The 25328-nt window shown below is 59.5% G+C and carries 23 protein-coding genes; 7 read left to right on the forward strand and 16 right to left on the reverse strand.

Features of this window, described 5'->3' with window-relative positions; genetic code table 11:
* Window positions 1-312: 312 nt before the first annotated feature.
* A complete protein-coding gene (locus BN4575_RS00490; protein WP_068976703.1) occupies window positions 313-1839 on the reverse strand; it encodes a methyl-accepting chemotaxis protein in 1527 nt (508 codons plus the stop codon).
* A 64-nt stretch (window positions 1840-1903) separates the two neighbouring features.
* Window positions 1904-2635, reverse strand: a complete 732-nt coding sequence (locus tag BN4575_RS00495; RefSeq protein WP_068976896.1) for a substrate-binding periplasmic protein — start codon at window positions 2633-2635, stop codon at window positions 1904-1906.
* 81 nt (window positions 2636-2716) lie between these two features.
* Between BN4575_RS00495 and BN4575_RS21575 the strand changes: the two genes are divergently transcribed.
* Window positions 2717-3019 carry a hypothetical protein gene (locus BN4575_RS21575; RefSeq protein WP_141689676.1) on the forward strand — a complete coding sequence of 101 codons (303 nt, stop codon included), beginning with the start codon at window positions 2717-2719 and terminating at the stop codon, window positions 3017-3019.
* A gap of 159 nt (window positions 3020-3178) precedes the next feature.
* Here the strand turns inward: BN4575_RS21575 and BN4575_RS00500 are convergent, their stop codons facing one another.
* Entirely contained in the window at window positions 3179-4417 is a 1239-nt protein-coding gene (locus tag BN4575_RS00500; protein WP_068976704.1) for a uracil-xanthine permease family protein, read from the reverse strand.
* A gap of 305 nt (window positions 4418-4722) precedes the next feature.
* On the opposite strand from BN4575_RS00500, the gene BN4575_RS00505 reads away from it, so the two are divergent.
* Complete coding sequence (locus BN4575_RS00505) at window positions 4723-6066, forward strand: hypothetical protein (RefSeq protein WP_068976705.1); 1344 nt, start codon at window positions 4723-4725, stop codon at window positions 6064-6066.
* Entirely contained in the window at window positions 6063-6404 is a 342-nt protein-coding gene (locus tag BN4575_RS00510; protein WP_068976706.1) for an RT0821/Lpp0805 family surface protein, read from the forward strand. The genes BN4575_RS00505 and BN4575_RS00510 overlap by 4 nt, the downstream gene beginning before the upstream one ends.
* Window positions 6405-6490: 86 nt before the next feature.
* Here the strand turns inward: BN4575_RS00510 and BN4575_RS00515 are convergent, their stop codons facing one another.
* Entirely contained in the window at window positions 6491-8206 is a 1716-nt protein-coding gene (locus BN4575_RS00515; protein WP_068976707.1) for an NAD-dependent malic enzyme, read from the reverse strand.
* Between the two features lie 276 nt (window positions 8207-8482).
* Here BN4575_RS00515 and BN4575_RS00520 point away from each other — a divergent pair, with 276 nt between their 5' ends.
* Window positions 8483-9247, forward strand: coding sequence for a substrate-binding periplasmic protein (locus tag BN4575_RS00520; RefSeq protein ID WP_068976708.1), 765 nt, complete (start codon window positions 8483-8485; stop codon window positions 9245-9247).
* Between the two features lie 84 nt (window positions 9248-9331).
* Here the strand turns inward: BN4575_RS00520 and BN4575_RS00525 are convergent, their stop codons facing one another.
* On the reverse strand, window positions 9332-9742 hold the full coding sequence (locus tag BN4575_RS00525) for a DNA breaking-rejoining protein (RefSeq protein ID WP_068976709.1): 411 nt from the start codon (window positions 9740-9742) through the stop codon (window positions 9332-9334).
* 201 nt (window positions 9743-9943) lie between these two features.
* Here BN4575_RS00525 and BN4575_RS00530 point away from each other — a divergent pair, with 201 nt between their 5' ends.
* The gene (locus BN4575_RS00530) at window positions 9944-11074 is read left to right on the forward strand and encodes a hybrid sensor histidine kinase/response regulator (protein WP_068976897.1); all 1131 of its coding nucleotides are present in this window, start codon (window positions 9944-9946) and stop codon (window positions 11072-11074) included.
* Window positions 11075-11170: 96 nt separating this feature from the next.
* Here BN4575_RS00530 and BN4575_RS00535 read toward each other — a convergent pair whose 3' ends face one another.
* The 10 genes from BN4575_RS00535 to BN4575_RS21580 all read right to left on the reverse strand — a co-directional run bounded on the left by BN4575_RS00535 (window position 11171) and on the right by BN4575_RS21580 (window position 21031).
* Window positions 11171-12142 (reverse strand): formate dehydrogenase subunit gamma, encoded by a 972-nt coding sequence (locus BN4575_RS00535; RefSeq protein WP_068976710.1) that lies wholly within the window; start codon window positions 12140-12142, stop codon window positions 11171-11173.
* The gene (gene fdh3B / locus BN4575_RS00540; RefSeq protein WP_042020245.1) at window positions 12139-12762 is read right to left on the reverse strand and encodes a formate dehydrogenase FDH3 subunit beta; all 624 of its coding nucleotides are present in this window, start codon (window positions 12760-12762) and stop codon (window positions 12139-12141) included. The genes BN4575_RS00535 and fdh3B overlap by 4 nt, the downstream gene beginning before the upstream one ends.
* 4 nt (window positions 12763-12766) lie before the next feature.
* Window positions 12767-15643 carry a formate dehydrogenase subunit alpha gene (locus BN4575_RS00545; protein WP_068976711.1) on the reverse strand — a complete coding sequence of 959 codons (2877 nt, stop codon included), beginning with the start codon at window positions 15641-15643 and terminating at the stop codon, window positions 12767-12769.
* Between the two features lie 23 nt (window positions 15644-15666).
* Window positions 15667-15870: a transcriptional initiation protein Tat gene (locus BN4575_RS00550; protein WP_021229865.1), complete on the reverse strand. Its 204-nt coding sequence runs from the start codon at window positions 15868-15870 to the stop codon at window positions 15667-15669.
* A gap of 131 nt (window positions 15871-16001) precedes the next feature.
* On the reverse strand, window positions 16002-16619 hold the full coding sequence (locus BN4575_RS00555; protein WP_068976712.1) for a TorD/DmsD family molecular chaperone: 618 nt from the start codon (window positions 16617-16619) through the stop codon (window positions 16002-16004).
* Between the two features lie 10 nt (window positions 16620-16629).
* Complete coding sequence (locus tag BN4575_RS00560) at window positions 16630-18375, reverse strand: 4Fe-4S dicluster domain-containing protein (RefSeq protein WP_068976713.1); 1746 nt, start codon at window positions 18373-18375, stop codon at window positions 16630-16632.
* A 103-nt stretch (window positions 18376-18478) separates the two neighbouring features.
* Window positions 18479-19072 carry a DUF3306 domain-containing protein gene (locus BN4575_RS00565; protein WP_068976714.1) on the reverse strand — a complete coding sequence of 198 codons (594 nt, stop codon included), beginning with the start codon at window positions 19070-19072 and terminating at the stop codon, window positions 18479-18481.
* A complete protein-coding gene (locus BN4575_RS00570; protein ID WP_068976715.1) occupies window positions 19065-19667 on the reverse strand; it encodes a DUF3305 domain-containing protein in 603 nt (200 codons plus the stop codon). The genes BN4575_RS00565 and BN4575_RS00570 overlap by 8 nt, the downstream gene beginning before the upstream one ends.
* 546 nt (window positions 19668-20213) lie before the next feature.
* Window positions 20214-20582, reverse strand: a complete 369-nt coding sequence (locus BN4575_RS00575) for a hypothetical protein (protein ID WP_068976716.1) — start codon at window positions 20580-20582, stop codon at window positions 20214-20216.
* Between the two features lie 2 nt (window positions 20583-20584).
* Window positions 20585-21031 (reverse strand): hypothetical protein, encoded by a 447-nt coding sequence (locus BN4575_RS21580; protein WP_141689678.1) that lies wholly within the window; start codon window positions 21029-21031, stop codon window positions 20585-20587.
* Between the two features lie 280 nt (window positions 21032-21311).
* On the opposite strand from BN4575_RS21580, the gene BN4575_RS00580 reads away from it, so the two are divergent.
* Window positions 21312-22169 (forward strand): formate dehydrogenase accessory sulfurtransferase FdhD, encoded by an 858-nt coding sequence (locus BN4575_RS00580; RefSeq protein WP_068976717.1) that lies wholly within the window; start codon window positions 21312-21314, stop codon window positions 22167-22169.
* Between the two features lie 89 nt (window positions 22170-22258).
* The gene (locus tag BN4575_RS00585; protein WP_013723539.1) at window positions 22259-23125 is read left to right on the forward strand and encodes a helix-turn-helix transcriptional regulator; all 867 of its coding nucleotides are present in this window, start codon (window positions 22259-22261) and stop codon (window positions 23123-23125) included.
* Window positions 23126-23205: 80 nt separating this feature from the next.
* On the opposite strand, the gene BN4575_RS00590 is transcribed toward BN4575_RS00585, so the two are convergent.
* On the reverse strand, window positions 23206-25308 hold the full coding sequence (locus BN4575_RS00590) for a sensor histidine kinase (protein WP_083220971.1): 2103 nt from the start codon (window positions 25306-25308) through the stop codon (window positions 23206-23208).
* Window positions 25309-25328: the final 20 nt, after the last annotated feature.

A 25328-nucleotide genomic window follows, 5' to 3' on the forward strand; every position in this document is an offset into this window, starting at 1 on the left:
CTGGCGGCTCAGGACTTGCTGTATTTAAACGAAATTCTAATGGGTCGGGATCAGCGGCACAATAGATGCAGGCAGGCATGAGCAGGGAAAATGAAAATATGCGTCCAGCGCTGTCGGACTGCGTATCGGGCAGAGCATGATGCTGCGATGTTCACCCATCGAGGTCATGCCAATCTCAACCAAGCCGCGGCATGAGCATGACGAAAAGTGCCATTACCGGACAGGCGGCCCCTGTCCCTCACGACAGCTCGTACACCTCACAATGAAAGGAACCTGCCCCGTGGGATGCACCGGCGGGGCGAGGCTGACTGACTAAACCCGAAACTGCTTTAGTAGACCATCAAGCTGGGTCGATAGTTGACGCAGATCGCTGCTGGCTTCGGCAACTTGTGCCACTCGCGCTGCGCTCTCACTATTGAGTGTGGCAATGCGGTTGACGCTGTGGCTTACGCCTTCTGCCACCGAATGCTGCTCTTCCGATGCCTGGGCAATGTAGATATTCATCTCGCGGATCAAGCTAACCTGACTTTTTATCTTCTCCACCGAGTTCTGCACATCTGCCGCCTCGATACCCGCACGGGATGCTTTCTCCTGACTTTGCTGCATGCCCAGACCGACATTCTGGGTGGCCTGTTGCAATCGCTTGATACTGGCACTGATCTCCTCGGTTGACTGACGAGTGCGCCCTGACAGGGTACGAACTTCATCCGCCACCACCGCAAAACCCCGGCCCTGATCCCCTGCTCTGGCCGCCTCAATGGCGGCATTGAGAGCCAGCAGGTTGGTCTGTTCGGCAATGCCGTTGATCACTTCGATGATGGTGCCAATACTACTGCTCTCGGTCGAGAGGGATCGCATCAAGACAGCCACCCGCTCCACTTCACCCACCAGTTGATGAATGGCCTCATTGGCATGGCCCGCCAGATTGTAGCCCTGCTCCACATAGAGATTGGCCTCATCTGTCGCTGTGGCAGTTCTCCCCGCATTCCCCGCGACCTCCTGCACCGCTTGGCTCATTTCGGTAATGGCGGTGGCGACCTGATCCAGCTCTGATTGCTGGGCGTCACTGCCAACACGAGTATCTGCCGAGAGGGCATCACAGCGTTCGGCATTTTGCAGCACCCCAGCAGACAGCTCATTAATCTCCGCCACCATCTCCTGCAACTTGGCAATGAAGAGGTTAATGTTGGTGGCCAGCGCCCCCATTTCATCCTGACGGCGGATCTTGAGACGCTGGGTCAGATCACCCTCTCCCCGTGCCAGGTCAAACACCGCCTGATTCATCTGATGGAGCGGCCTGAGCACATTGCGGTGAATGAGTACCATCAGCAGCACAATGATGCAAAGATCGAGCACCACGATTTGCCAGACGGTAGTGATCAACTGCTGACGCAAGTGGGCCTGAATAGCAGCATCACTGGTTTGCACCAACAATCTGGCCACGGTGTTTTTCTGACCACTGTCGTCATAGACCAGATCATACCCCCCGTAGGCAGCCGTATCGGCAGGGATGGCGCTAATAGGTGCGATAGTCCCCGCAGCATCACGAGCAAAGCCGGCCACCAGCTTTTCCTTATTCACCACTAGTAAAGTGCTCAGCATATCCGCTGCCAACTCGGATCTGAGCGATGCCTCGATGAAGGCCGATTCATAATTCCACAGCGGACCGGGTAGGGAGAGCTGCAGCCGACCGATGGCCTGTTCGACCAACACGCTCTGCTTGTTATAGCTCTCCGCCCTGGCGGCGCTGTAGTTGTAACCGCCAAACAACACCAGCAACAGACTCACCGATAGAGAGGTCAACACGGCGATCCTGAACGTCAGACTTTTCCAATCCATGGTTTCCTCCCGGTTTTACGGCAGCCGGAGCAGTGCCATAAACTGGCACTTGCTATTGGTACTGTTACTGGTACTTGGCGTTGATCTTGTCGATGGTGCCATCAGCTTTCATGGCAGCAAGGATCTCGTTCAACTTGTTGATCAACTCATCCGGCGTATCCTTGTTAAACGCCAAACTCATCTGGGTTTCCTTGAACACAAACACTGACTTGGGGTTGGCAACCTTCTCCTTGGTGGCCAGATAGGGGGCCAGATATTGACCGGTTGCCCACAAGTCGATGCGACCCGCTTCCAGTTTTTTCACGTTGGCGGTGTCATTGGCGGCCAGCTGCAACTTGGTGAAACCCTGCGCCTTGAGATACTCGGCAGCTGCATCACCGTTATAGCCCCCCACCGAATACTGCTTGGCATCTTCGAGTGATGTCACCGTAATATTGGCCGTCGCGCTGGAGAAAAAGACCCAGTTGTTATTAACCAGCGGCCCGACCCACTTGAACAGCGCTTCCCGCTCTGGCGTGCGCGTTGTTGAATAGAGCGCCGTGTTGGGGGTGCTGAGGGTATCTTCATAAGCCCGCTTCCAGGGCATCAGCGTCAATTTGTATTCAACCTCAGCACGCTTGAACAGCTCTTCAACCACTTCGGTAGATAGCCCGACAATCTTGCCCCCCTCCCCTTGCATGTTGAATGGAGGATAATCCTCCGTCATCACATTCAATGGCACTGCCTGAGCCGCACTCATCGTCATTACGGTAGAGACTGAAAAAATTGCGCTTTTCCACAGCTGTTGATAGTTCATTGCAACCTCGCCTTGCTTGCCATTCATCCCTGAACACCCACCCCTTTTGGCGGGCGGTGCACTCCTGACCCGATACGGGTCATGCCGGCTTTCACGGCTCGCCGCCCACCCGATGTGCAGCAGCAAACAAATTCCGATTTCGCCAGCACGCGATTGAGCGCAACCGGCAAGACAGGCTCATGGTCAAAGAGAGGGAGAACAAGCCAAAGCAAGATGAAAAAATGCTGGATGGGGACGGATAATACCGATGACGTGCAACAGCGCCGTGGCAAAAAAGAGGCGCATCGATACATGGCGACGGCTTGGAAGAAAAATGATCGAAAACGCCAACATCCATTTTATCATCCTGCTCAAAACAACATCAGAGCCATACCTGCCCTTTAGCTAAGGTCACTAAAACAGATACGTCAAATGACAAGGCTAAACCCCTCATCCATCACCGGACTGCGGTGTGGCAATGGGATTTCGCTGCATGATTCAGTCAAAAAGGAGGCCACCCCAAGGTGGCCTCCTGCAGATCAACAGCGTGTGTAATGCCGGAGCTTAATCCTTGGCGGCTTCCATCACTTCCTCTTCAGAGTGAGTAGGCAGGATCAGATTGAGCAGGATGGCAGCCACTGATGCCAGCCCGACACCGGCCAATGCGAAGTCACCGATCTTCATCTCCAGCGCACCCACACCAACCGTCAGCGTCACACCCACGATAGCGATGTTGCGCGATAGCCCCATATCAACTTTGGACTCCACCAACGTCTTGAGGCCGATAGCAGCAATGGATCCGAACAGCAGCAGCATGATACCGCCCATCACAGGCATCGGGATGGAGGTGAGCAGTGCATTGAACTTGCCGAAGAACGCCAGAATGATGGCGAATACGGCCGCCCAGGTCATGGTCACCGGGTTGAAGTTGCGAGTAATCATCACAGCGCCGGTCACTTCGGCATAGGTGGTCACGGGAGGGCCACCGATGAAACCGGCAAAGCAGACACCGATACCGTCACCGGCCAGCGTGCGGTGCAGACCCGGATTCTTGGTGTAATCCTGACCCGTCACCCCACCGATGGCCAGCACGCCACCGATATGCTCGATACACGGGGCGATGGCTACCGGCAGCATAAACAGGGCTGCAGCCCAGTTGATCTCCGGGGTTTCAAAGTGAGGCAGCGCTAACCAGGGGGTAGTGACCATCCCCTCAAAGCTCACCAGCCCCATAAATATTGCCGAGATATAGCCGACTACCACACCACTGAGGATCGGGATGAGCTTGATCCAACCTTTGCAGAACACGGCAGCAATCAGGGTCACCGCCAGTGAAATACCCGCCAGAGTCAGCGCTGCACCGGCCGGAATAACTTGCTCGGCACCCGCACGCCCCATCGCCATGTTGCAGGCAACCTGCGCCACGGAGAGGCCAATTACCATGATCACCGGGCCGATGACGACCGGCGGCAACAACTTATGGACAAAACCCATCCCTTTTACCCGGATCAGCGCAGCCAGAATGAAATACATGAAACCGGCGGCAAACAGGCCAAACATGGTGGATGGCAATCCCCAAGTCTGGGTGGCGTAGATGATGGGGGCGATGAAGGCAAAGCTGGAACCGAGGAAAATCGGGACTTGGCGACGAGTGCAGAGCTGGAACAACAAGGTTCCCACACCAGCGCCAAGCAGTGCCATGGAGGGGTTCAATCCGGTGAGCAGGGGCACCAGAACCATGGCGCCGAACGCAACAAACAGGATTTGCAGCCCGGCGACACTTTGCTTGACTAAGGAAAACATGGATGTCCTTAATTTTTTGATAACTGACAGGGATATTTGACACTTTTCAGTTATCACAAGACTTTTTCAAGGCACGAGATGAGCATAAAAGCATCACCTGTTACTTTTTACTGCTTGGGGAGGGCATGAAACTGGCTTTTTAGGCGGGATTCGTTGCTACAAGCATCGAGTATGCGATTTTACGCATTATTGTGGCGAACGCCAATCGTTTTTCCATCATGTTTATTGTGCTTGTGGTCAGAAATGCCGCCATCAGAGGGCGATCTATAATCAATCCTGTGAACCAAGACGGACAAGGAGTCCCCATGTCACAGCCCCCATTCAAAGCCAGCCAGCGCAGACTACTGATCGGTTCGGCTATCGCACTCGCCTTGTTTGCGAACCCGTTCAGTTATGATTTCACCCACAATGAGTGGCAAATGAATCAGGCTTATGCCAAGTCCTGCTTTATCGCCGGCACCCGCATCACGATGGCCGATGGTTCCATCCGCCCCATAGAGACGCTCCGGGCCGGTGAACAGGTGCTGGATCAGCACGGCGGCAGCAACCGGATCCTGGCTGTCGAACAGGTAATACTGGGCAAACGCAGACTCTACGGGATCAACCATCTGGCCCCATTCTTTACCGCAGAGCATCCTCTGCTGACCACTCGCGGCTGGGCGGCCATCTCACCCGCCATGACCCGAACCGAAAACCCGCAGCTGACGGTGCTACCGCTATTTACCGGCATGCAGATAGTGTGTCGCCCGGCACATGGCATGGTGACGGGCAATCTGGCCCTGCAACCCCAACCTGAGCTACTGCTGGTGGACTCTCTCTGCTGGATCGAGGCTCCCCCAACCACTGCGCTCTTCAATCTACTGCTCGATGGCAGCCACGGCTATATCGCCAATGAGCTGATCGTTCACAACAAAGATGGCGACGGGGGTGGCGGCAGCGATAGCGGCGGAGGCAGCGACAGCGGCGGAGGCAGCGACAGCGGCGGAGGCAGCGACAGCGGCGGAGGCAGCGACAGCGGCGGAGGCAGCGACAGCGGCGGAGGCAGCGACAGCGGCGGAGGCAGCGACAGCGACGGAGGCAGCGACAGCGGCGGAGGCAGCGACAGCGGCGGAGGCAGCGACAGCGACGGAGGCAGCGACAGCGGCGGAGGCAGCGGCGGCCAGGGCGAGCATGCTGGCGGTGAGCGGCATGGTGGTGGTGAGCAACACGCAGGTGGCGAGCGTCATGGCGGCCGTGGGTTTGGCAATGGCGTTGATGACAACGGTGTGGATGCCGTCGATGCCAATGGCAACAAGCTCAGAGGTGATGGCACCATCGATGACAACGGTGTGGATGCCGTCGATGCCAACGGCAACAAGCTCAGGGGCGATGGCACGGTCGATGACAACGGTGTGGATGCCGTCGATGCCAATGGCAACAAGCTCAGAGGTGATGGCACCATCGATGACAACGGTGTGGATGCCGTCGATGCCAATGGCAACAAGCTCAGGGGCGATGGCACGGTCGATGACAACGGCGTGGATGCCGTCGATGCCAACGGCAACAAACTCAGAGGCGATGGCACGGTCGATGATCGCCAGCAAGTGCTTACCGATGAGCAGGAGCGTGCCCTGCTCAACAACGGTTTTCGCCAACAGGGGCAACCATGATGCGCTATCTGTTACCACTCCTCCTGCTCGGCCTCGCTGGCTGCGCCACGGTCGACACTCCGCCGCTTTACCATCAGATGGATAAGGCCGATGTTCAACTGGCCAATCAGGCCCTCGCCCAGGCGCTGGAAACCCGCACCAAAGGGCAGAGCCTCACCTGGTTCAATCCGGCCAACCGTCACTCGGGCAGCGTCACGCCGCTGCGAACCTTCCGCCATGCCAGCGGGGAGTGGTGTCGCGACTATCGCGAGCAACTCTATATCGACAAGGCCAGCCAGCAGTGGCAGGATACCGCCTGTCGCAATCAGGACGGTCGCTGGCGGCCCTTGCGCACTTAGCGCGTGACGGGGATAAACGAAAGGGGGTAGCAGTGCTACCCCCTTGTCATTTGTGCCAACCCATTATTTTGGCAGTGGATCCGCGGTTATACCCGGCGATAGGGCAGGTAAACCGGCTCCCACATGTGGTGGAGGATATGCTGCTGCAGATCCTGACCGATCAGCGGATGGGAGGGATCCCGGCGCACTATATCTTTGAGCACCGCAGTCGCCACATGCACCGAGATGCTGCGCAGCTCGCGAATACGCGGATAAACGGCGCCTTTCGCCAGGTCCACCTCGCTCACGCATTCGGCCAGCGCAAAGGCGGCAGTAGTGAAGATATCGGGGCTTAACTCGCGAAGCTGGCTGACGATGGCCGCCAAACCCACACCGGGGAAGATAAAGACGTTGTTGCCCTGCCCGACCCGGAAATCCTGTCCCTCATAGCTCACATCCTTGAACGGACTGCCAGTGGCAACGATGGCCTTGCCCTGACTCCAGCGGTAGATATCCTCCGGTAGCGCTTCACAGTTGGCGGTCGGGTTGGAGAGCGGGAACACCATGGGGCGCTCGCAATGCTTCTGCATCAGCTGGACGTGCTCTTCCTGGAAGGCGCCGCCCGAGCCGCTGGTACCCAGCAGCACGGTAATGGGCACATGACGCAGCACATCGGCCAGATTGGCCTTGCCGGGCACCTCGGTATCCCAGCCGGCGAGCAGCAACCCCGGTTTGGCGTAACGACGTTTGTACTCGTCGAGCCCGTCCCGGTTGTCGCACACCAGCCCTTGGGTATCCAGAATGTAGATGCGATCGCGGGCCGCCTGCGGATCCATCCCCTCGCGGATCATCCCCGCGCAGATCTGATCCGCCACCCCGACCCCGCCGGCTCCGGCGCCATAGACCAGATAGTTCTGCTGGCCGAGGGTTTCACCCTTGACCTTGACCGCGCCTATGATACCGGCCAGCACCACGGCACCGGTGCCCTGAATGTCATCGTTGAATGACGGCAGCGCCTGCTGGTAACGGGCCAGATTGTTGAAGGCGTTGGATTTACTGAAGTCTTCCCACTGCAGCACAGCATTGGGGAAGTGGCGCTTGACCCCGGCGACAAACTTGTCGATGAAGTCGTCGTACTCCTTGCCGCGAATACGCTTGTGGGGCTGACCCAGATACATGGGATCATCGAGCAGTTTCTGGTTGTCGGTGCCCACATCCAGCGCGATGGGCAAGCAGCAGGCGGGGTGAATACCGGCCCCCAGGGTATAGAGAGAGAGCTTGCCGATGGGGATCCCCATGCCGCCCACCCCCTGATCGCCGATCCCCAGGATCCCCTGGCTGTCGGTCACGACTATGATGCGGATCGATTTGGCATCGATATGACGGGCCAGCGAGTCCATGTCTTCGACGTTTTTCGCGGTGATATAGAGGCCGCGCGGCTTCTGGAAACGGTGGCTGAACTCCTGACACGCCTTGCCGACGGTCGGGGTGTAAATATAGGGAGTCATCTCCTCCACATGGCGGGAGAGCAGGGCATAAAAGAGGGTTTCGTTACGATCCTGCAAGGCGCGCAGGTTCTGGTACTTCTCGATGTCGCTGCTCGCGCTCTTGAACCCTTCATAAACCCGTTCGAGCTGGGCTTCAAACGTTTGTACCTGAGGCGGCAACAAGCCATCGAGCTCGAAATCGGCACGTTCCTGTTCGGTGAAGGCAGTGCCCTTGTTGAGATTGCGATCATTCAGCAGGTTGGTACCTGTCAGTGCAACGGGGCGAAAATCCTGTCCCTGTGCATCTTTCCACAGCAGATATTGTCCGGTAGCCATAGTCATTCTCTTTGATTTACGTGAAGTTGCCATTCGGCAGGAGAGTAAGACTCATAATGAAATCAATCATATGACGTTTATTCGATCGGTTTTGTGAGCTTGGGCATACCCTGCGGCCAAAATAGGCCCCCAGCGACCCCGGCGAGACAAATATCCACAGCAAGGAATAAGACTCATGTTAGCATTGCTGGCAACCCAGCCACCCTTCACAGCATCACAGCCGGGAGTGACCCTGATGCCCTCGACTCTGCCAGCCTGCGCCCCCCTCTTCTTGCCATGCGCCTGATCCCGCTGCTTGCTCTGTGGCTGTTTCTGACCTGCCAATCGGCACTGGCCGCACCGGGCCGGGTGCTCAACATCATCGTGGGTGAATGGCCCCCTTTCGTCTCCGAGCAATCAAAACAGCACGGGCCAGTGGCCCACCTCATCAGCGATCTGTTCAAGGCGGCGGGCTATGAGGTGAAGTTCCACTTCGCCCCCTGGGGCCGGGTCTATTCGCTGGCGGCCAACAGCCAGCTCTATGACGCCACCGCCGTCTGGATGCACAAACCGGAACGGGAGCAGGATTTTCTGTTCAGCGAAGCGGTGCTACAGGAGCAGTTTGTCTTCTTCTCACTCAAAGCACGACAGCTGCAGGCCGAGCGCCTTGAGCAGATCGTCGGCATGCGGTTGGGGGGCGATATCGCCTACAGCTACGGGCCAGAACTGGACAAGATGGTGGCTGACGGCAAGGTGACTCAGCAGAAGGTCACCGACGTGAAGCAGAATTTTGGCAAGCTGCTGCGGGGGCGGATCGACCTCTATCCGCAAGAGCTGCGGGTCGGTCTGGCCGAGCTGCAGAGCCAGCTTGATCCCGCCAGCGCAGCCCTCATCACCCACAGCCAGACCCCTTTTCTGCGTAACGACAGCTTCGTGATGTTCCCGCGCAAGATGCCGGATTCGGCCAAATTGCGGGATCAGTTCAATCAGCAATTGCAGCATGCCATCGCCAGCGGGCGCTATCAGACTTACTTCGAACGGCTGGCCCGAGGCGACTATTGATCGTCTTGAGGTAAACGCGAGGGAAAAACAACAGCGGTGGCCCCTTGTAGCAGCCACCGCCGTGATGCTTGTCAGCAGCAGGCATTAACCGCTGATGCCCACCTCCAGCTTGAACGGCGTCTTGGCCTTGCTGCTTTCGGCCGCCCCCATCTGGTAGACACGAATGGTGTAGGTGCCCTTGGCGGGCAGGGTCGCCTCAAAGTTGTTCCCTTCGGTGGAGCCGATAAAGATCGCCTCCCCCTTGCTGCCTGGCGGCAGAATATTGAAATAGGGCTTGCCGGTCAGGATCACCACCATGCTCTGGCCCTTGTTGGCCGTCAGCTTGTAATCGAGGGTCTGGCGGCCCTGAATGGTGCCGTTGATGGTTGCCCCTGACTCCCCCTTCTTGAACTGCACCTGCTGGGTCTTGATCCCGTCAGCCGCCTGCACAGAGCAGGCCGATATCCCGCCCAGTAACCCGACCGACCATACCGCTGCCAATAACGCTTTGTTCATCTTCACACTCCTCTCCGTTGAAACCATGCCCGTGTACTGTCGCTCGCTTACTATTGCACATTTTCCGTGCACCGCTGGCGCACAAAAACCCGTTTGAATCACTCTCCCCTTATTTGTAAACCGATAAAGGGGATGAACCACTATGCTGAAGATTGGACCCATAGCACGGAACTGCACTGCGGTATGCCAAACAGCAACACCATGAGCAACATACTGATCGTCGATGACATGGCCTCCAATCGCTACATCCTGCGCAGCCTGCTCGAAGAGGCAGGCTATAAGGTGCGCGAAGCGACCGATGGCCAGCAGGCCGTTGATGCCGCAGCACAGGCCACGCCTGATCTGATCCTGATGGACATCAATATGCCGGTGATGGATGGCTACGAAGCGTGTCGGCGGATCCAGCAACAACAGGGGCAATGGGCACTGCCCATCATCTTTATCAGTGCCAACAGTGAAGTCAGCGCCCTTGAGCAAGCCTTTCAGGCCGGTGGCTGCGACTATGTCTCCAAGCCATTTCATCAGCTCGAAGTGCTGGCCCGGGTGCAAAACCAGCTGCGCCTCAAGGAGCTGGGGCGCCAGCAGGCCAGAGTGCAACTTTACCAAAGCCTGTTCCAGCTCACCGCAGGCATTGCCCATGAGATAAATACCCCGCTGGGGGTCGGCATTACCGCCTCAAGCCTGATCCAGGGCGCAGGCGACCTGCTGGCCAATGCAGTGAAAAGCGGCGTGCTGGGTCAACGCCTGCTCCATCAGCAACTCACCGATATCAAAGAGGGAACCGAGCTGGTTGAATCCAGCCTGCGCCGGGTTGCAGTGCTGGTCACCCGTTTCAAGGAGCTGACCCGGGATCAGACCGAGCTGGATGCCAATACCTTTTCGGTGCAGGAGAGTGTGCAGAAGCTGCTGCTGGCCTTCTTGCCCGAGCTGCAGATCGCCAAGGTCAGTTACCATCTGGACGGCAACCAGGTCACCATCACTGCCCCCGAATCCCTGTTTCTGGATCTGATCCAGGAGCTGATCAAAAACAGTCTGGATCACGCCTTTCAGGGCGCCGGAGAGCACAGTTTTACCATCCATATCGGGCAGCATGAGGGCTCACTGCTGCTCACCTACAAAGATTCCGGCCCCGGCATGCCCGCCGACAAGTTGCCACAGCTGTTTGAACCCTTCTTCACCACCCTGCGCGGCAACGCCAATCACTGCGGGTTGAGCGCCTGCCGGATCCACAATCTGGTGGAGAACAACCTGCGCGGCTCGATCAATGTCACCAGCCCCGCGGGTGAAGGGCTCTGCTACGAGATCCGCCTCCCGCTCAAACCGGCTGGCTGACACACCAAGCAGAGCAGATGAACAACAGGGGGAATGGAACAACAACAAGGGGCGCCTCAGCGCCCCTTACCTTTATGTGTTCCGTGCCATCGACGGTCAGCTTGATTTACCCGCCTTGGGCTCATCAAGGGTGTGTTTCACCTCTTCATACCAGAGGTCGTGGTGCTCCTTGGCCCAGGTCTCGTCCACCTCGCCGGTCACCATCCCCTCCAGCGCCCCTTCCAGCTGGAACAGGCCCATGTAGATATGGAAGATAAAGCCGCAGATGAGGATCAGCGCACCGACGATATGGATAAAGCTGGCCCACTCCATCTGGCGGCGCAGCTGGCCGAAGATGGGGAAGTCGAGGAACAGCCCGGTCGCCACTACGATGCCACCAAACCAGATCAGCAGCCAGAAGATCGCCTTCTCGCCGCCGTTGGAGAAACCCGCCGAGGGGTGACTGCCCTTGTGGGGGCCCAGCATGCCACCCGCCTTCATGAACCAGCGCACGTCCACCATGTTGACGATGTTGTGGCGGAACCACTTGATAAGTACCCCCATCAGGCAGAGGAAGAACAGCGGCCCCACGTAGTTGTGGAACACCTTGGCGAACCAGATCCAGTTCTCCCACACCCCGAGGCTCACCACCGGCTTGATAAAATACTTGCCGTAGATGATGGCCAGCCCCGACCCGGACAAGGTCAGAAACATGGCCGCCGTAGTCCAGTGCAGCGCCCGATCGAGCCTGCTCCAGCGCTTGAGCTTGCGCCCGGTGCGCGGCTTGGAGAGCTTGGTCTGCCCCACGACCAGGTACATCAGGCCACACATGGCCAAGGATCCAAAAATGGCGATAGCGCCGAGCGGCGACACCCACTTGGTCTTCACCTCGAACCAGAGCTGGCCCGGCACCGAGATCAGCACCCCGTGCTCCGGCGAGCGGGAGGTGGTCACCCCCTCCTGCCCATCCTTCACCGCCCGCCAGTAATCGGCGCCAGCAAAGCCGACAGCCTCTTGCTCGGCATCGGCGAAACTTGCAGTACTCACCAGCAGCAGGGCAGCAAACAGGGCCATTAGCCAGGTTTTCATGCTGCCCCTCCCTTGCCCGCCTTGCTGGCATCATGGAACAGCTCATCGCCGTTACCCCAGGCCGCATCCTTGGCCCCGCGATAGGCAACCCGCTCACGGAAGATGTCGGAGATCACCTGCGCATCCCCCGCCAGCAACGCCTTGGTGGAGCAGAGCTCGGCACACATCGGCAGCTTGCCCTCGGCGATGCGGTTGGCACCGTACTTCTGGCGCTCCGCCTCGCTGTGATCTTCTTCCGGGCCACCGGCGCAGAAGGTGCACTTGTCCATCTTGCCGCGATCGCCAAAGGCAGCAGTTTTCGGGAACTGGGGGGCACCGAACGGGCAGGCAAACAGGCAGTAGCCACAACCGATGCAGAGATCCTTGTTGTGCAGCACTATGCCGTCGTCGGTGTGATAGAAGCAGTCGGCCGGGCAGACCGCCATGCAGGGGGCATCGGTGCAATGCATGCAGGCGACCGAGATGGAGGTCTCCCCCGGTAGGCCGTCGTTGAGGGTCACCACCCGGCGGCGCTGGATGCCCCACTCGAGGGCATCATCGTTCTCGTTCTTGCACGCCGTCACACAGCCGTTGCACTCGATGCAGCGCTTGGTGTCACACATGAATTTCATTCTGGCCATGGGGTCAGGCTCCTACATTGCGAAAACGGCACAGGGTGACCTTGGTCTCCTGCATCTGGGTGACAGGGTCATAACCATAGGTGGTGACTATGTTGACCGACTCCCCCAGCACATAAGGGTCAGACCCTTCCGGATACTTGGATCGCAGATCCTTGCCCTCGAAGTGGCCGCCGAAGTGGAACGGCATAAAGGCGAGCCCCGGCTTGACCCTCGGGGTCACCAGCGCCTTCACCTTGACCCGGCCCCCTTCCGGCCCCTCGACCCACACATCCTGACCATCCTGCACGCCGACATCGTTGGCATCCGCCGGGTTGATCTCGACGAACATCTCCTGCTGCAGCTCGGCGAGCCAGGGGTTGGAGCGGGTCTCGTCGCCGCCTCCCTCGTATTCGACCAGACGGCCGGAGGTGAGGATGATCGGGAACGCCTTGCTGACGTCCTTCTCCTGCACCGAGGCGTACTGGGTCGGCAGGCGCCACAGGCTCTTCGAATCAGGCCAGGTGGCGTAGTCAGCCAGCAGATCCCGGCGCGGGGTGTAGAGCGGCTCGCGGTGCTTGGGCACCTGATCCGGGAAGGTCCACACCACGCAGCGCGCCTTGGCGTTGCCGTAAGGGACGAAGCCATGCTTGATGGCGACGCGCTGGATGCCGCCAGAGAGATCGGTCTTCCAGTTCTTGCCCTCGGCCTCCTTCTTCTCGGCCTCGGTCAGCTCATCCCACCAGCCGAGCTGTTTCATCAGATCGGCAGTGATCTCGGGATAGCCATCCTCCACCTCGCTCCCCTTGGGCCAGGAGTCCTCGGCGAGCAGTGAGACGCCCTGATACTCGATGCCGAAACGGGCACGAAACCCCCCGCCCCCTTCCGACACCGGAATGCTGGTGTCGTAGAGGATGTGGCTGCCGGGATGTTTCATCTCCGGGGTGCCCCAGCAGGGCCAGGGCAGACCGTACACTTCGCCACTGACCGGGCCGCCCTCGGCCTTGAGGTTGGTCTTATGGAAGGTGTGCCAGTTCTGCTGGTGCGCCTTGAGCCGCTCCGGGCTCTGGCCTGTGTAGCCCACGCTCCACATGCCGCGGTTGTATTCGCGGGTGATGTCTTCCAGCAGTGGCTGGTTGTTCTCCACCTTGATGTGCTTGAACAGCTCATCAGCAAAGCCGAGCTTCTTGCTCAGGAGATACATGATCTCGTGGTCGACCTTGGATTCGAACAGGGGTTCTATCACCTTGTCGCGCCACTGCATGGAACGGTTGGTGGCGGTGACGGACCCATAGGTCTCGAACTGGGTGGTGGCCGGCAGCAGGTAGACGCCGTCGGTGCGATCGTTCATCACCGAGGCGACGGTGGGGTACGGGTCGACAATCACCATCATGTCGAGTTTTTGCATCGCCTTCTTCATCTCGGGGCCGCGAGTCTGGGAGTTGACCGCATGGCCCCAGTAGAACATGGCGCGGATGTTGGAGCCCTGCTCGATGAGATCGGCGTTCTCCAGCACACCATCCACCCAGCGAGAGACCGGAATGCCGTTGTTGTTCATCGGCAGTTTGCCGTTGTAGGCCTTGTTGTCGAAACGCGCCTTGATCCACTCGTAATCGACATCCCACACCCGGGCCCAGTGCTTCCAGGAGCCCTCTTCCAGCCCGTAGTAGCCGGGCAGGGAGTCGGAGGTGACGCCAAAGTCGGTGGCACCCTGCACGTTGTCGTGACCACGGAAGATGTTGGTGCCCGCCCCGCTCTTGCCCACGTTGCCGAGGGCCAGTTCGAGGATGCAATAAGCGCGGGTGTTGTTGTTGCCGGTGGTGTGCTGGGTACCGCCCATGCACCAGACCACGCAGCCGGGGCGGTTGTCGGCCAGCAGCTTGGCGGCATCGTGCACTTGCTGTTCATTGAGGCCGGTCACCCGCTCCACTTCCGCCGGAGTCCAGCGCGCCACCTCTTTTTGCACCTCGTCCATGCCATAGACGCGGGTGCGGATGAACTCTTTATCTTCCCAGCCGTGCTTGAAGATGTGCCAGAGCATGCCCCAGATAAAGGCGACGTCGGTGCCCGGACGCAGTGAGAGGTACATGTCCGCCTTGGCGGCAGTGCGGGTGCGGCGCGGGTCGACCACCAGGATCTTGCAGCCGTTGCGCTCTTTGGCCAGCAGGATGTGCTGCATGGCGACCGGGTGGGCCTCCGCCGGGTTGGAGCCGATAAACATGAGCGACTTGCTGTTGTGCATGTCGTTCAGGCTGTTGGTCATGGCGCCGTAGCCCCAGGTGTTGGCTACGCCAGCCACCGTGGTGGAGTGGCAGATGCGCGCCTGGTGATCCACGTTGTTGGTGCCCCACAGGGACGCCATCTTGCGAAACAGGTAGGCCTGCTCGTTGGAGTGCTTGGCAGAGCCGAGCCAGTAGACGCTGTCGGGGCCGGACTCCTTGCGAAGGCGCAGCACTTCATTGCCCACCTCTTCGATGGCCTGATCCCAGCTGATGCGCTGCCACTTGCCACCCACCAGCTTCATCGGGTACTTGAGGCGACGCTCGCCGTGGCCGTGCTCGCGCAGGGCCGCCCCCTTGGCACAGTGACCGCCAAGGTTGAAGGGGTGATCAAACGCTGGCTCCTGACCGGTCCAGACGCCGTTTTGCACCTCGGCATAGACGCCGCAGCCCACCGAGCAGTGGGAGCAGATGGTGCGCTTCACCTCGACCGGCACATCAGCGGCCACGGTTTTGGCCTCGGCCCGCTGCATCATGGCAGGGGCCAGCCAACCGGCGGCCACGGCGCCACCGGCCACCAGACCGGAGTTGACCATAAAGGCACGGCGGGTCAGCCCCTGACCGCGAATGGCCTCATTGCCCTGCTCGCCCACCTGGGGCTGCTCGGCACGTTTTGTCAGTTTCATGAGTTCTCCTTCACTGATCCGGCTCAGTCAGTGCCGCGCAGGGTGCGATAAAAGTCGTGAACATGGGGGGTCTCCCGGTAGCCCTTGTCAGGCTCGGTGTCGTGGGTCAGCACCTCTTTGCCCACCACCCGACCGGTGGCACCGGCCAGTACGCCTATGGTGGCGACCACGCCAACTCCCTTGATCAGATTGCGGCGGGACGGGTCTTTCAGCTTTTCATCGCTCATTCTTGTGACCTCTGTTTTTGTACTTGCCGGCGCCTGCGCGCCAGCTTCGCGTCCAATGGGATATCTCATCTGCTCGTTTTGTTATGCGCAGAACTTGTTATGCACAGCGTGTTATGCACAGATAGGGGCGTTCAGCCCGTCACCACGCAGGCGCCAAACGGCAGGCGCAATTCGTTTTCCAGCTTGAAGAAATCTTCGGCAAGGGCACCGACCGCCCGGTAGAAGCAGCCCCCTTTCGCCTGTTGCTGATCGCGGCAACAGGCAAGTACCCAGGGGGCAAGGTGGCGTTCATAGAAGCGATTACGCTCCGGGTGCTGCTCACCAATCAATGCCGCCATCACCTCACAGAGGGCGGCCAGATGATCTTCCGGCTCGCACACCCCGCTCTGGCGCTCGAAGCCGAGGGACTGCAGGTCTGCGCGCAGCACCGCCAGCGGCAGCTCCATCAATGAGCCGGTGAGATACCAGGAGGCAAACGGCACGATCTCCCCGCGCCCCAGCCCGATAAAGAGATCCTGATACTCCTCGGCAAGCTCGTTTTCGTGGTGGCTACTCGCCGCCAGCTGTACCAGCCCCAGCCCTCTGGCAAAGAGGCCCGGCATCGGCTGCAACCCTTGCAGCCAGGCGAGCTGTTCGCCTCGGGGAGCGGCGCGCCAGAGGCTTGCCAGCAGGCCGTAGAGATCGGCGCTGCTCTGTTCCAATTCGGTCATGGTCAGTTCGCCTGCGTTGTCATTGAGTTGTTGATTCATCACAGGCCTCTCACACCTTGAGCTGGGAGACGGGATCCGCCGCCAGCGCCGCAAACACATCCTTGACCCGGCAATCCTCACACATCAGCAGCCGCTGGGCGGCCTCGTTCTGGAAGTGGGAGTGACCGGCCAGTTTTTGCTGGATGCGGCGGATCATCGAGGCGGGCGCGAACGGCTTGCCACAGCGAATGCAGCAGGCGGCCTCTTCGGCTTTCAGGCTCTGCACGGCGCGGCGCGCTTCGGGCACGGGTTGCAGGCGGGGCGCCATCACGATGGCCTGCTCGGGGCACGCCTTTTCGCACATGCCGCACTGGATGCAATCCTGCTCGATAAAGTTGAGGCCCGGCGTGTGCCCCACCGCATGCAGGGCACGGCTCGGACAGACAGCCACGCAGCCCATGCAGAGGGTGCAGTCAGACTCTTTCAGTTCCACACTGCCGTATGGGGCACCGTGGGGCACCGCCAGCGGCTCGCGGCTCCCCTCGTTGGCCTGCCAGAGGGCATCGAAGGCGGCAAACAGGTTCTCCCGCTTGTCCCCCTTGAGCGGCTTGTCCAGCAGGGCAACGGCTGGCTCACAGGAAATCGGCTTATCTTGTTCGGCATCGCCGTTAAACAAGGCGATGCGATCGGCAGCAAGACCGGCGCCCGCCAGCAGCACGGCAGCGCTCGCCAGTTCCCGCTCAACCAATGCCCGCACGCTGGCGGGGGCATCGTCACCGAGCGCAATGCGCACCGCGCTGGCGCCATAGGCGAGGGCGGCAAACCAGCTCTCGATGCCTAAACTCGCGCTCTCCTCCACCCAGACCGGCAGCCAGTTGGCGGGCAAGCGGGTGAGTTCGACCTCCCCCCACTCGCGCTCGTTTTCACCAGCGATGAGCAGCTGCGGCGCGTCGCCCCCCGCCTCCCGATAGTGCTTGAGCAGGCGGAACAGGTAGTCTCCACTGGTGTTGGCATCGGGCTGGTGATAGGCGATGGCGCCGGTCGGACAGGCTGAGGCACAGCTGCCGAAGCCCTGACAGAGATGGGGATCGATCTGGATACGACCATTGATGGGCTTGAGGGCATCGGTCGGGCAGACATCGAGGCAGCGGCTGCAACCGGGCACGCCGCGGGCGGTGAAGGCGCAGGCCTCGGGGTCGAGACGAAAATAGCGCGGCTTGTCGAAGATGCCGGTCAGCGCACAGAGCTCGGCAAGCCGTTCGGCCAGCCCCTCGTCATCGAAGAGATGCAGATAGCCAACCGGCGGGCGCTCCAGCGCAAAGAGCGGGGCGCGGCCCAGATCGGCCACCAGATCGAAGCGCTGCTCGCGTGGCTGTTCACTGACAACAGTCGCTTGTTGTGGAAAGCAGAGCGCCGCCAGGTTAACCCGCTCACCCTGACCATTGAGGCCGGTGAGCTGGAACTGGCCGAGATACCCTGTCAGGCTCGGCTCGCGCAGGGTCAGAGCCGCGAGGGATGCGGTGGCATCAAAGATAGCTTCGAGATCCGCCGCCTCGGCATCGTGGACCGCTTCGATCACCAGCAGAGTCGGCTTCACCCCGGCAGGCAGCAGGTTGGCAGCACGGCGAATGCGATCTTCCGGGCCGACCAGCAGCAGGCGCCCCTGACTCTGGTAAGAGACAGTGGCCGGGATCAGGTTGTCGGTCTTGACCGTATGCTGCAGGGCATCGGCGCGAGCGCGCGTGTTATGCGCGGCCGCCCCCGCCCCATGGGCAAGATTGGAGGCCAGATTTGGCAATGTTTGTTCAGTGCTCACATACGCTCCTGTGCGCGCCACCTCATGGGATGGGCGCTTGTTGGTAAGCCGAGAGAGCAAGAGGCGAGCCAACTCCCCCGGAAATAAAGTGACTGACAGGGAGTCAGGATCCTGAGGGTTCCATTCCCCCACCTTTGGTTGGGACATTTTGTCCACCATAGGAAACCAAAATGTCCCGATCGTCGGTGTGGGTTTGAGAATGGTTATCAGCCAGCTCGTCGGCGGCAGGTTCGCTGGCAACCGCCAGCGGTTCAGCGGATCCGTTGGCCGGGTTGGCCGATTCGCTCTCCGGGGCGATCACCTGATCCACCAGCCAGTTGCGCAGCCCGGCGGTCAGGGCTGCGGGCAGCAATTCGGGCTGGCTAAAATCCTGGGTGTAGTCGTCGAGCCCATCCGGTTTATGGCTGCGAAACATGGCCCGTAGCGCCTCCTTGTCGGGGAGTTTGGCCTTGCCCGGCTGGGCTGTTGTTAGCGGCGGTTCGCCACTCTCGGCCCCCTCAACGGCAAGAGGTTCACAGCTCCCCTTGTCAGTGCTGACTACGGGGCTATCCAGCGATATATCTGGAGTTTCAGCTTCGCCACTGCCTTCGATGGGGGCGGCAACCGCCTCGGGAATGGCCTCTTCCCGTGGCTGCAATACCTGATGCTTGCGCGCCTCACTCTTGCGAGACGACCAGCGTTTGAGGAACTCACTCATGGGCGCTGTTTCCGGCCTTGTTTACGGCACAGGTTCCGGCGTCACTGCCACGCTCGCGGCCATCGGAGCCAGTGGCTTTAACTGCGCCGCAGTTGGCTTGATCTAACGTATCTCTTGATGTCGCTACAGCCGTATCGAGGCCCAGCTGATCCTGCGCCCGTCCCTTGCCCTTCTTGCCCTTGCGGCGGGCCTCCAGCAGCTCGCCGTGGCGGCCGATAAAGGCCTCCACCCAGGCCTGCAGCGCCTCGGGCAGCGGGCAGGAGAGCACCTGCCGCTCGCCATCCATATAGGCAGCGGCCACAGTCTGGCTCAGGGTCAGGCCGTCGGCCACAAAGCCATTGTCCACGCGGCTTCCGGTGACAAAGAGGCGGGGCGAGCCGGAGCTCAGATTGAAGCGATAATCCCCCCGCTCATCGCGAAACAGGGTAAGAGGCAGCGCACCGGCAGCCTCGGGCTCGGCGGGATGGAGCGCCGCAATCTCGAAACGGCGGCTCTGCCAGCGGCCAACCTGGCTGTCGATGGACTTTAACTCCAGTTGCAGCCAGCGCTGCGGGGAGAGGGGTTTGGTTATCTCTTGCACTGTCACGGCTCCCATCAAAAGGTCTCGGCCGGGCCGCTCTCTCCCGTGAACCACCCCGCTCGGGGCGGATCAAGGCGGGAGATTTATGGCGGCCACGGCCATCAATGGGATAAGACATAGCAAGAGTGGGGCCAAGGCAGGTTTGGTGGTGGATGGGGGCTTTGCTGCGGGTGGCGCGGGCGTAGGTTGGTGCTGAGCGCAGCGAAGCCCAACATGCGGCGTAAAACCCATCAACCTGTGCTGGAGCAAGGGGATGGCAATAATCGAATAAGCCTGAATTATACGATTATTACCTTGATAAGGATATTCGCTATAAACGTTAGGCTCACTTCGTGTAGGTTGGTGCAGAGCGCAGCGAAGCCCAACATGTAAAGAAGAACCAATTTTCCCACATACCAATCCAGCTAGATGTTGGCAATAACCAAGTGGCCAGATGATTGCCTACATCAACAAGATCACCCGGTAAACGTTGGGTTTCACTTCGTTCAGTACCAACCTACGATTCAGCCCAACATACGATATTAGTGAGATGAGCATAAAAACACCACCTCACTAATATTGTTAATTTAGAAGGTCATCAAAAATATCATTCAATCCTGATGCTTGCTCTCTAGCAAGGTTGAACAGACTTAGTAACATAGGTGTATATTCATTGGACTCCCAGACAACCCTGTCATCGTCATCAACAATACAAAAACCTATACTCTCAGACCAATAAAATTCATGTTCATCATAAAAGCTCTTCGTTCTTAGGTCAAAAACACCTAAATACTTACCTTTATATTCAGTTTTCAGAAACAAAGGTACAGACTGTTCCGTATCGTGGGTTAGTGCCCTAGGAGCATCACACACCTGCCATGTTATGTTTCCTTTCTTAGTCTCATCAATCAACTTTGTAACTAATTGTATTGTTTTATTTTCGTGATTCATTTTTAATCCCACCTCGAATCTTTGGCTAACTCTCGTAGTGATGTGACCAGACCACTCAACTCAGAATACAATTCAAACGCCGAATCTTTACTTAATTCTGAGATAGAACTTTTAAAAAAAAAGTACTTTCTAGGTTGAAGTTGATCAAGATATTTTTTTACTTTTTTTCTTTCATCTTCAGGCAATTTATTCATTATGTTGCCAAGTAATGCCTTTGCATGAGAAAAACTTTCCAATGCTGGTTTTTTATCTTCATCCCATGCCTTTATTTGACTTGAAACCAGAGAGGTAACTTTGGCTAATTCTTTATTTATCTCAGGGAGTCTAGCTCTGCGCAGAAATGAATGTTTGATATGTCTTGCCTCATAGAATAAAAAGCCAGTAACAACAAGACCAATTACTGAAGCTGCTGACCCTAACTTGTTTATATCTGTTAGCCATTCCAGCATCTAATACATCCCTCACATATATAAAAAACATTTACTATAGCTCAACAGCGATGTTATTTTCCACATCTGATGCTTTACATATTACAAGTTTAACCTACTTAATTTTCAAAAAAAAGATAGACATCTTATTCTTTATCATTAAATGAGAGCTCTCCTATAGTTTTTTATCCCTGAAAAACATATGTTCAGTTCACTGTCACTAATGCAAAGCCACCTTAACATGGAACAAAACTTGCTGTGTCCCTCCCCTTAGATCCCGGCAACCGGTCGCGAGGGGCCCATGACACCTACCTTTATCAAAAGCAATGCTGCCGCCCAGCTCACCATGGCCGTCGAGGTGATGGATGAACAGGGCACAATGAACACCCGCCAAATCGCCTGTGAGCGGCCACTGACGGTCTACCTCAACTGGAAGGAGATAGTAACCCTGATGACGCTGGGGGCCCGCCCCGAGGCGCTGGTGCTGGGTTATCTGAAAAATCAGGGCTTTATCGAGGATATTTCGGCCATCGAGTCGGTGATCGTCGACTGGGAGAGCGAGGCCGCCGCCGTGGTGAGCAGCCAGCAGGCCGAAGATCTCGACAAATCGCTGGAGAAGAAGACGGTCACCTCCGGCTGCGGTCAGGGCACCATGTATGGCAGCGTGATGAAGAAGCTCGAAGGGGTGGTCTTGGCGGCGCCCGAGCTTAAACAGAGCACCCTCTACGCCCTGCTCAAGGCGCTGTCGGCCCATAACGAAACCTACAAGATGGCCGGTGCCGTCCATGGCTGCGCCATCTGTCGCGGCGCGGAGATCCTCTCCTTTGTCGAGGATGTGGGGCGCCACAATGCGGTGGATACTCTAGCGGGCGAGCTCTGGATGAGCGGCGAAAGTGGCAGCGATAAAATCTTCTACACCACAGGGCGGCTCACCTCGGAGATGGTGATCAAGGTGGCGCAGATGGGCATTCCGGTGCTGCTGTCGCGCTCAGGCGTCACCCAGATGGGGCTGGATTTGGCCCGCCAGCTCGGCATCACCATGATTGCCCGCGCCAAGGGGCGTCACTTCGAGGTCTTTAGCGGCCACGGCCAGCTGGTGCTGGACGAGAGGCCGCCGGTGCTGGCCAGCAGCCCCTCGGGTCGGGGACAACAAGAGTAAGCCATGAACGAGTTGATGAGTGCCAAGCAGATCGCTCTGTATCTCGACCACGCCACCAAAGAGGTCAAGAACAAGCCATGAATGAATTTATGAACGTGAAGCAGGTGGCGGAATACCTCGATCTCAACGAGAAGAAGGTCTACCAGCTTGCCAACGAGGCGCGTATCCCCGCCACCAAGGCGACCGGCAAGTGGCTGTTTCCCCGCTCCCTGCTCGACCGCTGGCTGCTCGGCAGCTGCCACGAGGGGGTGATGAACGACCGGCTGCTGCTGGCGGGCTCAGATGACGTGCTGCTGCACTACGCCAGCAGCCGTTTGGCCCAGCAGCTCGGCACCCAGGCACTGGTGGGCTACACCCCGTGCGGTACCCGTCAGGGGCTGGCGATGCTGGCACGCGGCCATGTGGATCTCTGCGCCATCCACTGGGGGCAGGCCGAGGAGGCGCACCTGCGCCACCCGGCGCTGGTGCAGCAGTATCAGGGCCACCGGCAATGGGTGATCGTTCATGGATTCAGGCGGGTGCAGGGGCTGGTACTGCGCCAGGGGCTGCAACCCAAGGAGGCGAAAGAGGCGCTCGACTGGCGCTGGGCCATGCGTCAGGAGGGGGCCGGCAGCCAGCGCGCCCTGCAGGAGTGGCTGCAAACCCAGGGGGAGTCGCTGACCCGGCTGGAGCGCACCCTCGAGGTCAACAGCGAGCGGGAACTGGCCGCCGCCATCAGCCGCGGCGATGCGGATGTCGGGCCCGGCGCCCAGAGCACCGCCACCGAGTTTGGCCTCGGCTTTATGCCCTTGTCGCAGGAGTGCTTCGATCTGGTGATGCCGCAGGGGGTCTTCTTTCGCACCCTGCTGCAACAGCTGATCGGCTGGCTGCAATCCCCCGAGGGACGCGAGCTGGCGGCCCGCCTCGGCGGCTATGACCTGACCCAGAGCGGCAAGCTGGTGTGGAGCCCGCAGTAAATAACCACTCACCCACAGACAAAACAGCCCGCCAACCATGTTGACGGGCTGTTTTTATCACGGGCCTTTTTATAACAGCATCAATCGCTTGTCTCACGCCCCTCGGCATTGAGGGCGATGCGCCACCCTTCCAGTTTCGCGGGCTCGCTGCCGCTGGGCAGCAGGGCGTGGCTGCGCAGCCGCACGGTAAAGCAGCTCCCCTGCCCCGGGGTGGAGTCCACCAAGAGCTCCCCACCCCAGCGACTGATGATGCGGTGGCTCAGGGCCAGCCCCAGCCCGGTGCCGGTAGCGCGGGTGGTGAAGAAGGGGTCGAAGATCTTGTCGATAATCGCCGCCTCGATGCCGCTGCCGTTATCGATCACCCGCACCTCGGCCCCGCGCAACTGACCCAGTTCATCGACCCAGTCGCGGCTCTCGACCCGGATCTCCCCCTGCTCCCCCAGCGCGTGACTGGCATTGACCAAGAGGTTGATCAGCACCTGCAACAGCTGCTGGCGATCCGCCTCGATGGGCTGCTGGGCCCTGAGATCGGCCACCAGCTCCACCTGCTGCTGGCGCAGGGCGGAACGCACCAGAGTCAGGCTCTCCTCAATGATGGGGTTGAGGTGCTGCCACACAGGCTCTGTCTCGTAATCGCCAGGGCGAGAGTATTGCAGCAAGCTGCGGGTGATGGCACGAATGCGCTCGATCTGGGCCAGCACCAGCGCCAGCTCCTCGCTGACCGGCTCGGCCGCCTCCCCCAGCTCCAGCTTCATCAGCTCCACATTGCCGAGGATCACCGCCAGCGGGTTGTTGATCTCATGGGCCACCCCGGCCGAGAGCTCGCCAAGGGCCGCCAGCTTCTCGCTGATGAGCAGCTGCTGGCGCGCCTCGGTCAGCATATGAATATGATCTTCCAGCTCGGCAGTCTTGAGCTCGAGGCTTTGGGTGCGCTCGGCCACCTTCTGCTCCAGCTCGTCGGCGCTGCGGGCCATCTGCTGCTGATGCGCTTCTTGCCTGTCCAGCATGGCGTCGAACTGGCGACCGAGCTGGGCCAGCTCGTGGTCGGGGTCGAGGGCCAGCGGGCCGATGCGAGCCGACTCCCCGGCCTGCACCTGCCGCACCACCTTGTGCATCCGCTCGATGGGGGAGAAGAGATCCCGCGCGCCGCGATAGACCAGCAGGCCGGAGAGCAGCAACAGCAGCACTACGCCGGAGCCCAGCTCCACCAGATTGGTGAGGTAGGTGCGGATAATGGGCCACTCGAGAAAGCCCACATAGAGCATGCCGAGCCGCTCGCCCTTGGCTCCCAGCAGCGGCTCGTAACCCGAGACATACCAGGCGTCGTGAACGAAGGCGCGGTCAACCCACATCTCCCCCCGCCCCAGCACCTGTTCGCGCACTGGCGGCGAAACCCGGGTGCCCACCGCCCGCCCCACCTGACGGCTACTGCTGACCGGTACGTTGGTGCTCACCCGCAAATCGTCGAGAAACAGGGTAACGGTGCCGACACTGCCATCCGGCAGGGTGTTTTTGGCAAACACCTGCCCCTTGAGCTCATCCACCAGCCGGGTGCTGCCGTTGACAAGCTCGCCCCCCTCCAGCACGGCCCAAAGGGAGCCGTCGCGGCCCATCACAGGGGTCAGCGACAGGCTGATCAGCCCCCGGTCCTCCACCACCCTGGTGCCATCCCGTTGCCACAGCACGGCCCGCTTGGCCAGTTGCGGGGAGAGGGCGAGCATCTCCTGCTGCGACCAGACCACGAAGTGACTGACGCTGCGTCCGGCCGTGAGGGCGGCACGCGCCTGCGCCGTCAGCTGATCCAGCTCGGGGCCACGGCGCAAGCGCAGAAAGTCGAGGCCGTAATTGGCCGCCAGCGGCATCACCCAATCCTGCAGCTGATCCGGCGATTCCCGCAGTCGCAGCTGAAAGGCCCAGGCATCGCGCAGATGCTCCAGATGTTCGGTCTGGCGCTGCTGCTGCACCGTGATGGCATGGTGGGCCACCCCGAGATCGCTGCGCACCGTGGTGAGCAGGTTCTGCCAGCTGTAGGTGAGGGTCCAGTAGAGGGTGAGCGCGATCATGCCCGCCAGGGTGAGCATGATGGGCACCGAGGTGAGCAGCAGCAGACGCCAGCGCACTTTGGTGCGCACGCAGCGGGGCAGCAGGGCGCGCATGCAGCGAGAGAGCAGGGTCTGTTTCATCGCCACCCCATCCGATCAAC

The organism is Aeromonas sp. EERV15, assembly GCF_900079845.1.
GTDB classification, from domain to species: Bacteria; Pseudomonadota; Gammaproteobacteria; order Enterobacterales; family Aeromonadaceae; genus Aeromonas; species Aeromonas sobria.

Coding starts and splice junctions, on each gene's coding strand:
- BN4575_RS00490 (WP_068976703.1), bottom strand. CDS start 1,839: ATGGATTGGAAAAGTCTGACGTTCAGGATCGCCGTGTTGACCTCTCTA.
- BN4575_RS00495 (WP_068976896.1), bottom strand. CDS start 2,635: ATGAACTATCAACAGCTGTGGAAAAGCGCAATTTTTTCAGTCTCTACC.
- BN4575_RS21575 (WP_141689676.1), top strand. CDS start 2,717: ATGCCGGCTTTCACGGCTCGCCGCCCACCCGATGTGCAGCAGCAAACA.
- BN4575_RS00500 (WP_068976704.1), bottom strand. CDS start 4,417: ATGTTTTCCTTAGTCAAGCAAAGTGTCGCCGGGCTGCAAATCCTGTTT.
- BN4575_RS00505 (WP_068976705.1), top strand. CDS start 4,723: ATGTCACAGCCCCCATTCAAAGCCAGCCAGCGCAGACTACTGATCGGT.
- BN4575_RS00510 (WP_068976706.1), top strand. CDS start 6,063: ATGATGCGCTATCTGTTACCACTCCTCCTGCTCGGCCTCGCTGGCTGC.
- BN4575_RS00515 (WP_068976707.1), bottom strand. CDS start 8,206: ATGGCTACCGGACAATATCTGCTGTGGAAAGATGCACAGGGACAGGAT.
- BN4575_RS00520 (WP_068976708.1), top strand. CDS start 8,483: ATGCGCCTGATCCCGCTGCTTGCTCTGTGGCTGTTTCTGACCTGCCAA.
- BN4575_RS00525 (WP_068976709.1), bottom strand. CDS start 9,742: ATGAACAAAGCGTTATTGGCAGCGGTATGGTCGGTCGGGTTACTGGGC.
- BN4575_RS00530 (WP_068976897.1), top strand. CDS start 9,944: ATGAGCAACATACTGATCGTCGATGACATGGCCTCCAATCGCTACATC.
- BN4575_RS00535 (WP_068976710.1), bottom strand. CDS start 12,142: ATGAAAACCTGGCTAATGGCCCTGTTTGCTGCCCTGCTGCTGGTGAGT.
- fdh3B (WP_042020245.1), bottom strand. CDS start 12,762: ATGGCCAGAATGAAATTCATGTGTGACACCAAGCGCTGCATCGAGTGC.
- BN4575_RS00545 (WP_068976711.1), bottom strand. CDS start 15,643: ATGAAACTGACAAAACGTGCCGAGCAGCCCCAGGTGGGCGAGCAGGGC.
- BN4575_RS00550 (WP_021229865.1), bottom strand. CDS start 15,870: ATGAGCGATGAAAAGCTGAAAGACCCGTCCCGCCGCAATCTGATCAAG.
- BN4575_RS00555 (WP_068976712.1), bottom strand. CDS start 16,619: ATGAATCAACAACTCAATGACAACGCAGGCGAACTGACCATGACCGAA.
- BN4575_RS00565 (WP_068976714.1), bottom strand. CDS start 19,072: ATGAGTGAGTTCCTCAAACGCTGGTCGTCTCGCAAGAGTGAGGCGCGC.
- BN4575_RS00570 (WP_068976715.1), bottom strand. CDS start 19,667: ATGGGAGCCGTGACAGTGCAAGAGATAACCAAACCCCTCTCCCCGCAG.
- BN4575_RS00575 (WP_068976716.1), bottom strand. CDS start 20,582: ATGAATCACGAAAATAAAACAATACAATTAGTTACAAAGTTGATTGAT.
- BN4575_RS21580 (WP_141689678.1), bottom strand. CDS start 21,031: ATGCTGGAATGGCTAACAGATATAAACAAGTTAGGGTCAGCAGCTTCA.
- BN4575_RS00580 (WP_068976717.1), top strand. CDS start 21,312: ATGACACCTACCTTTATCAAAAGCAATGCTGCCGCCCAGCTCACCATG.
- BN4575_RS00585 (WP_013723539.1), top strand. CDS start 22,259: ATGAACGTGAAGCAGGTGGCGGAATACCTCGATCTCAACGAGAAGAAG.
- BN4575_RS00590 (WP_083220971.1), bottom strand. CDS start 25,308: ATGAAACAGACCCTGCTCTCTCGCTGCATGCGCGCCCTGCTGCCCCGC.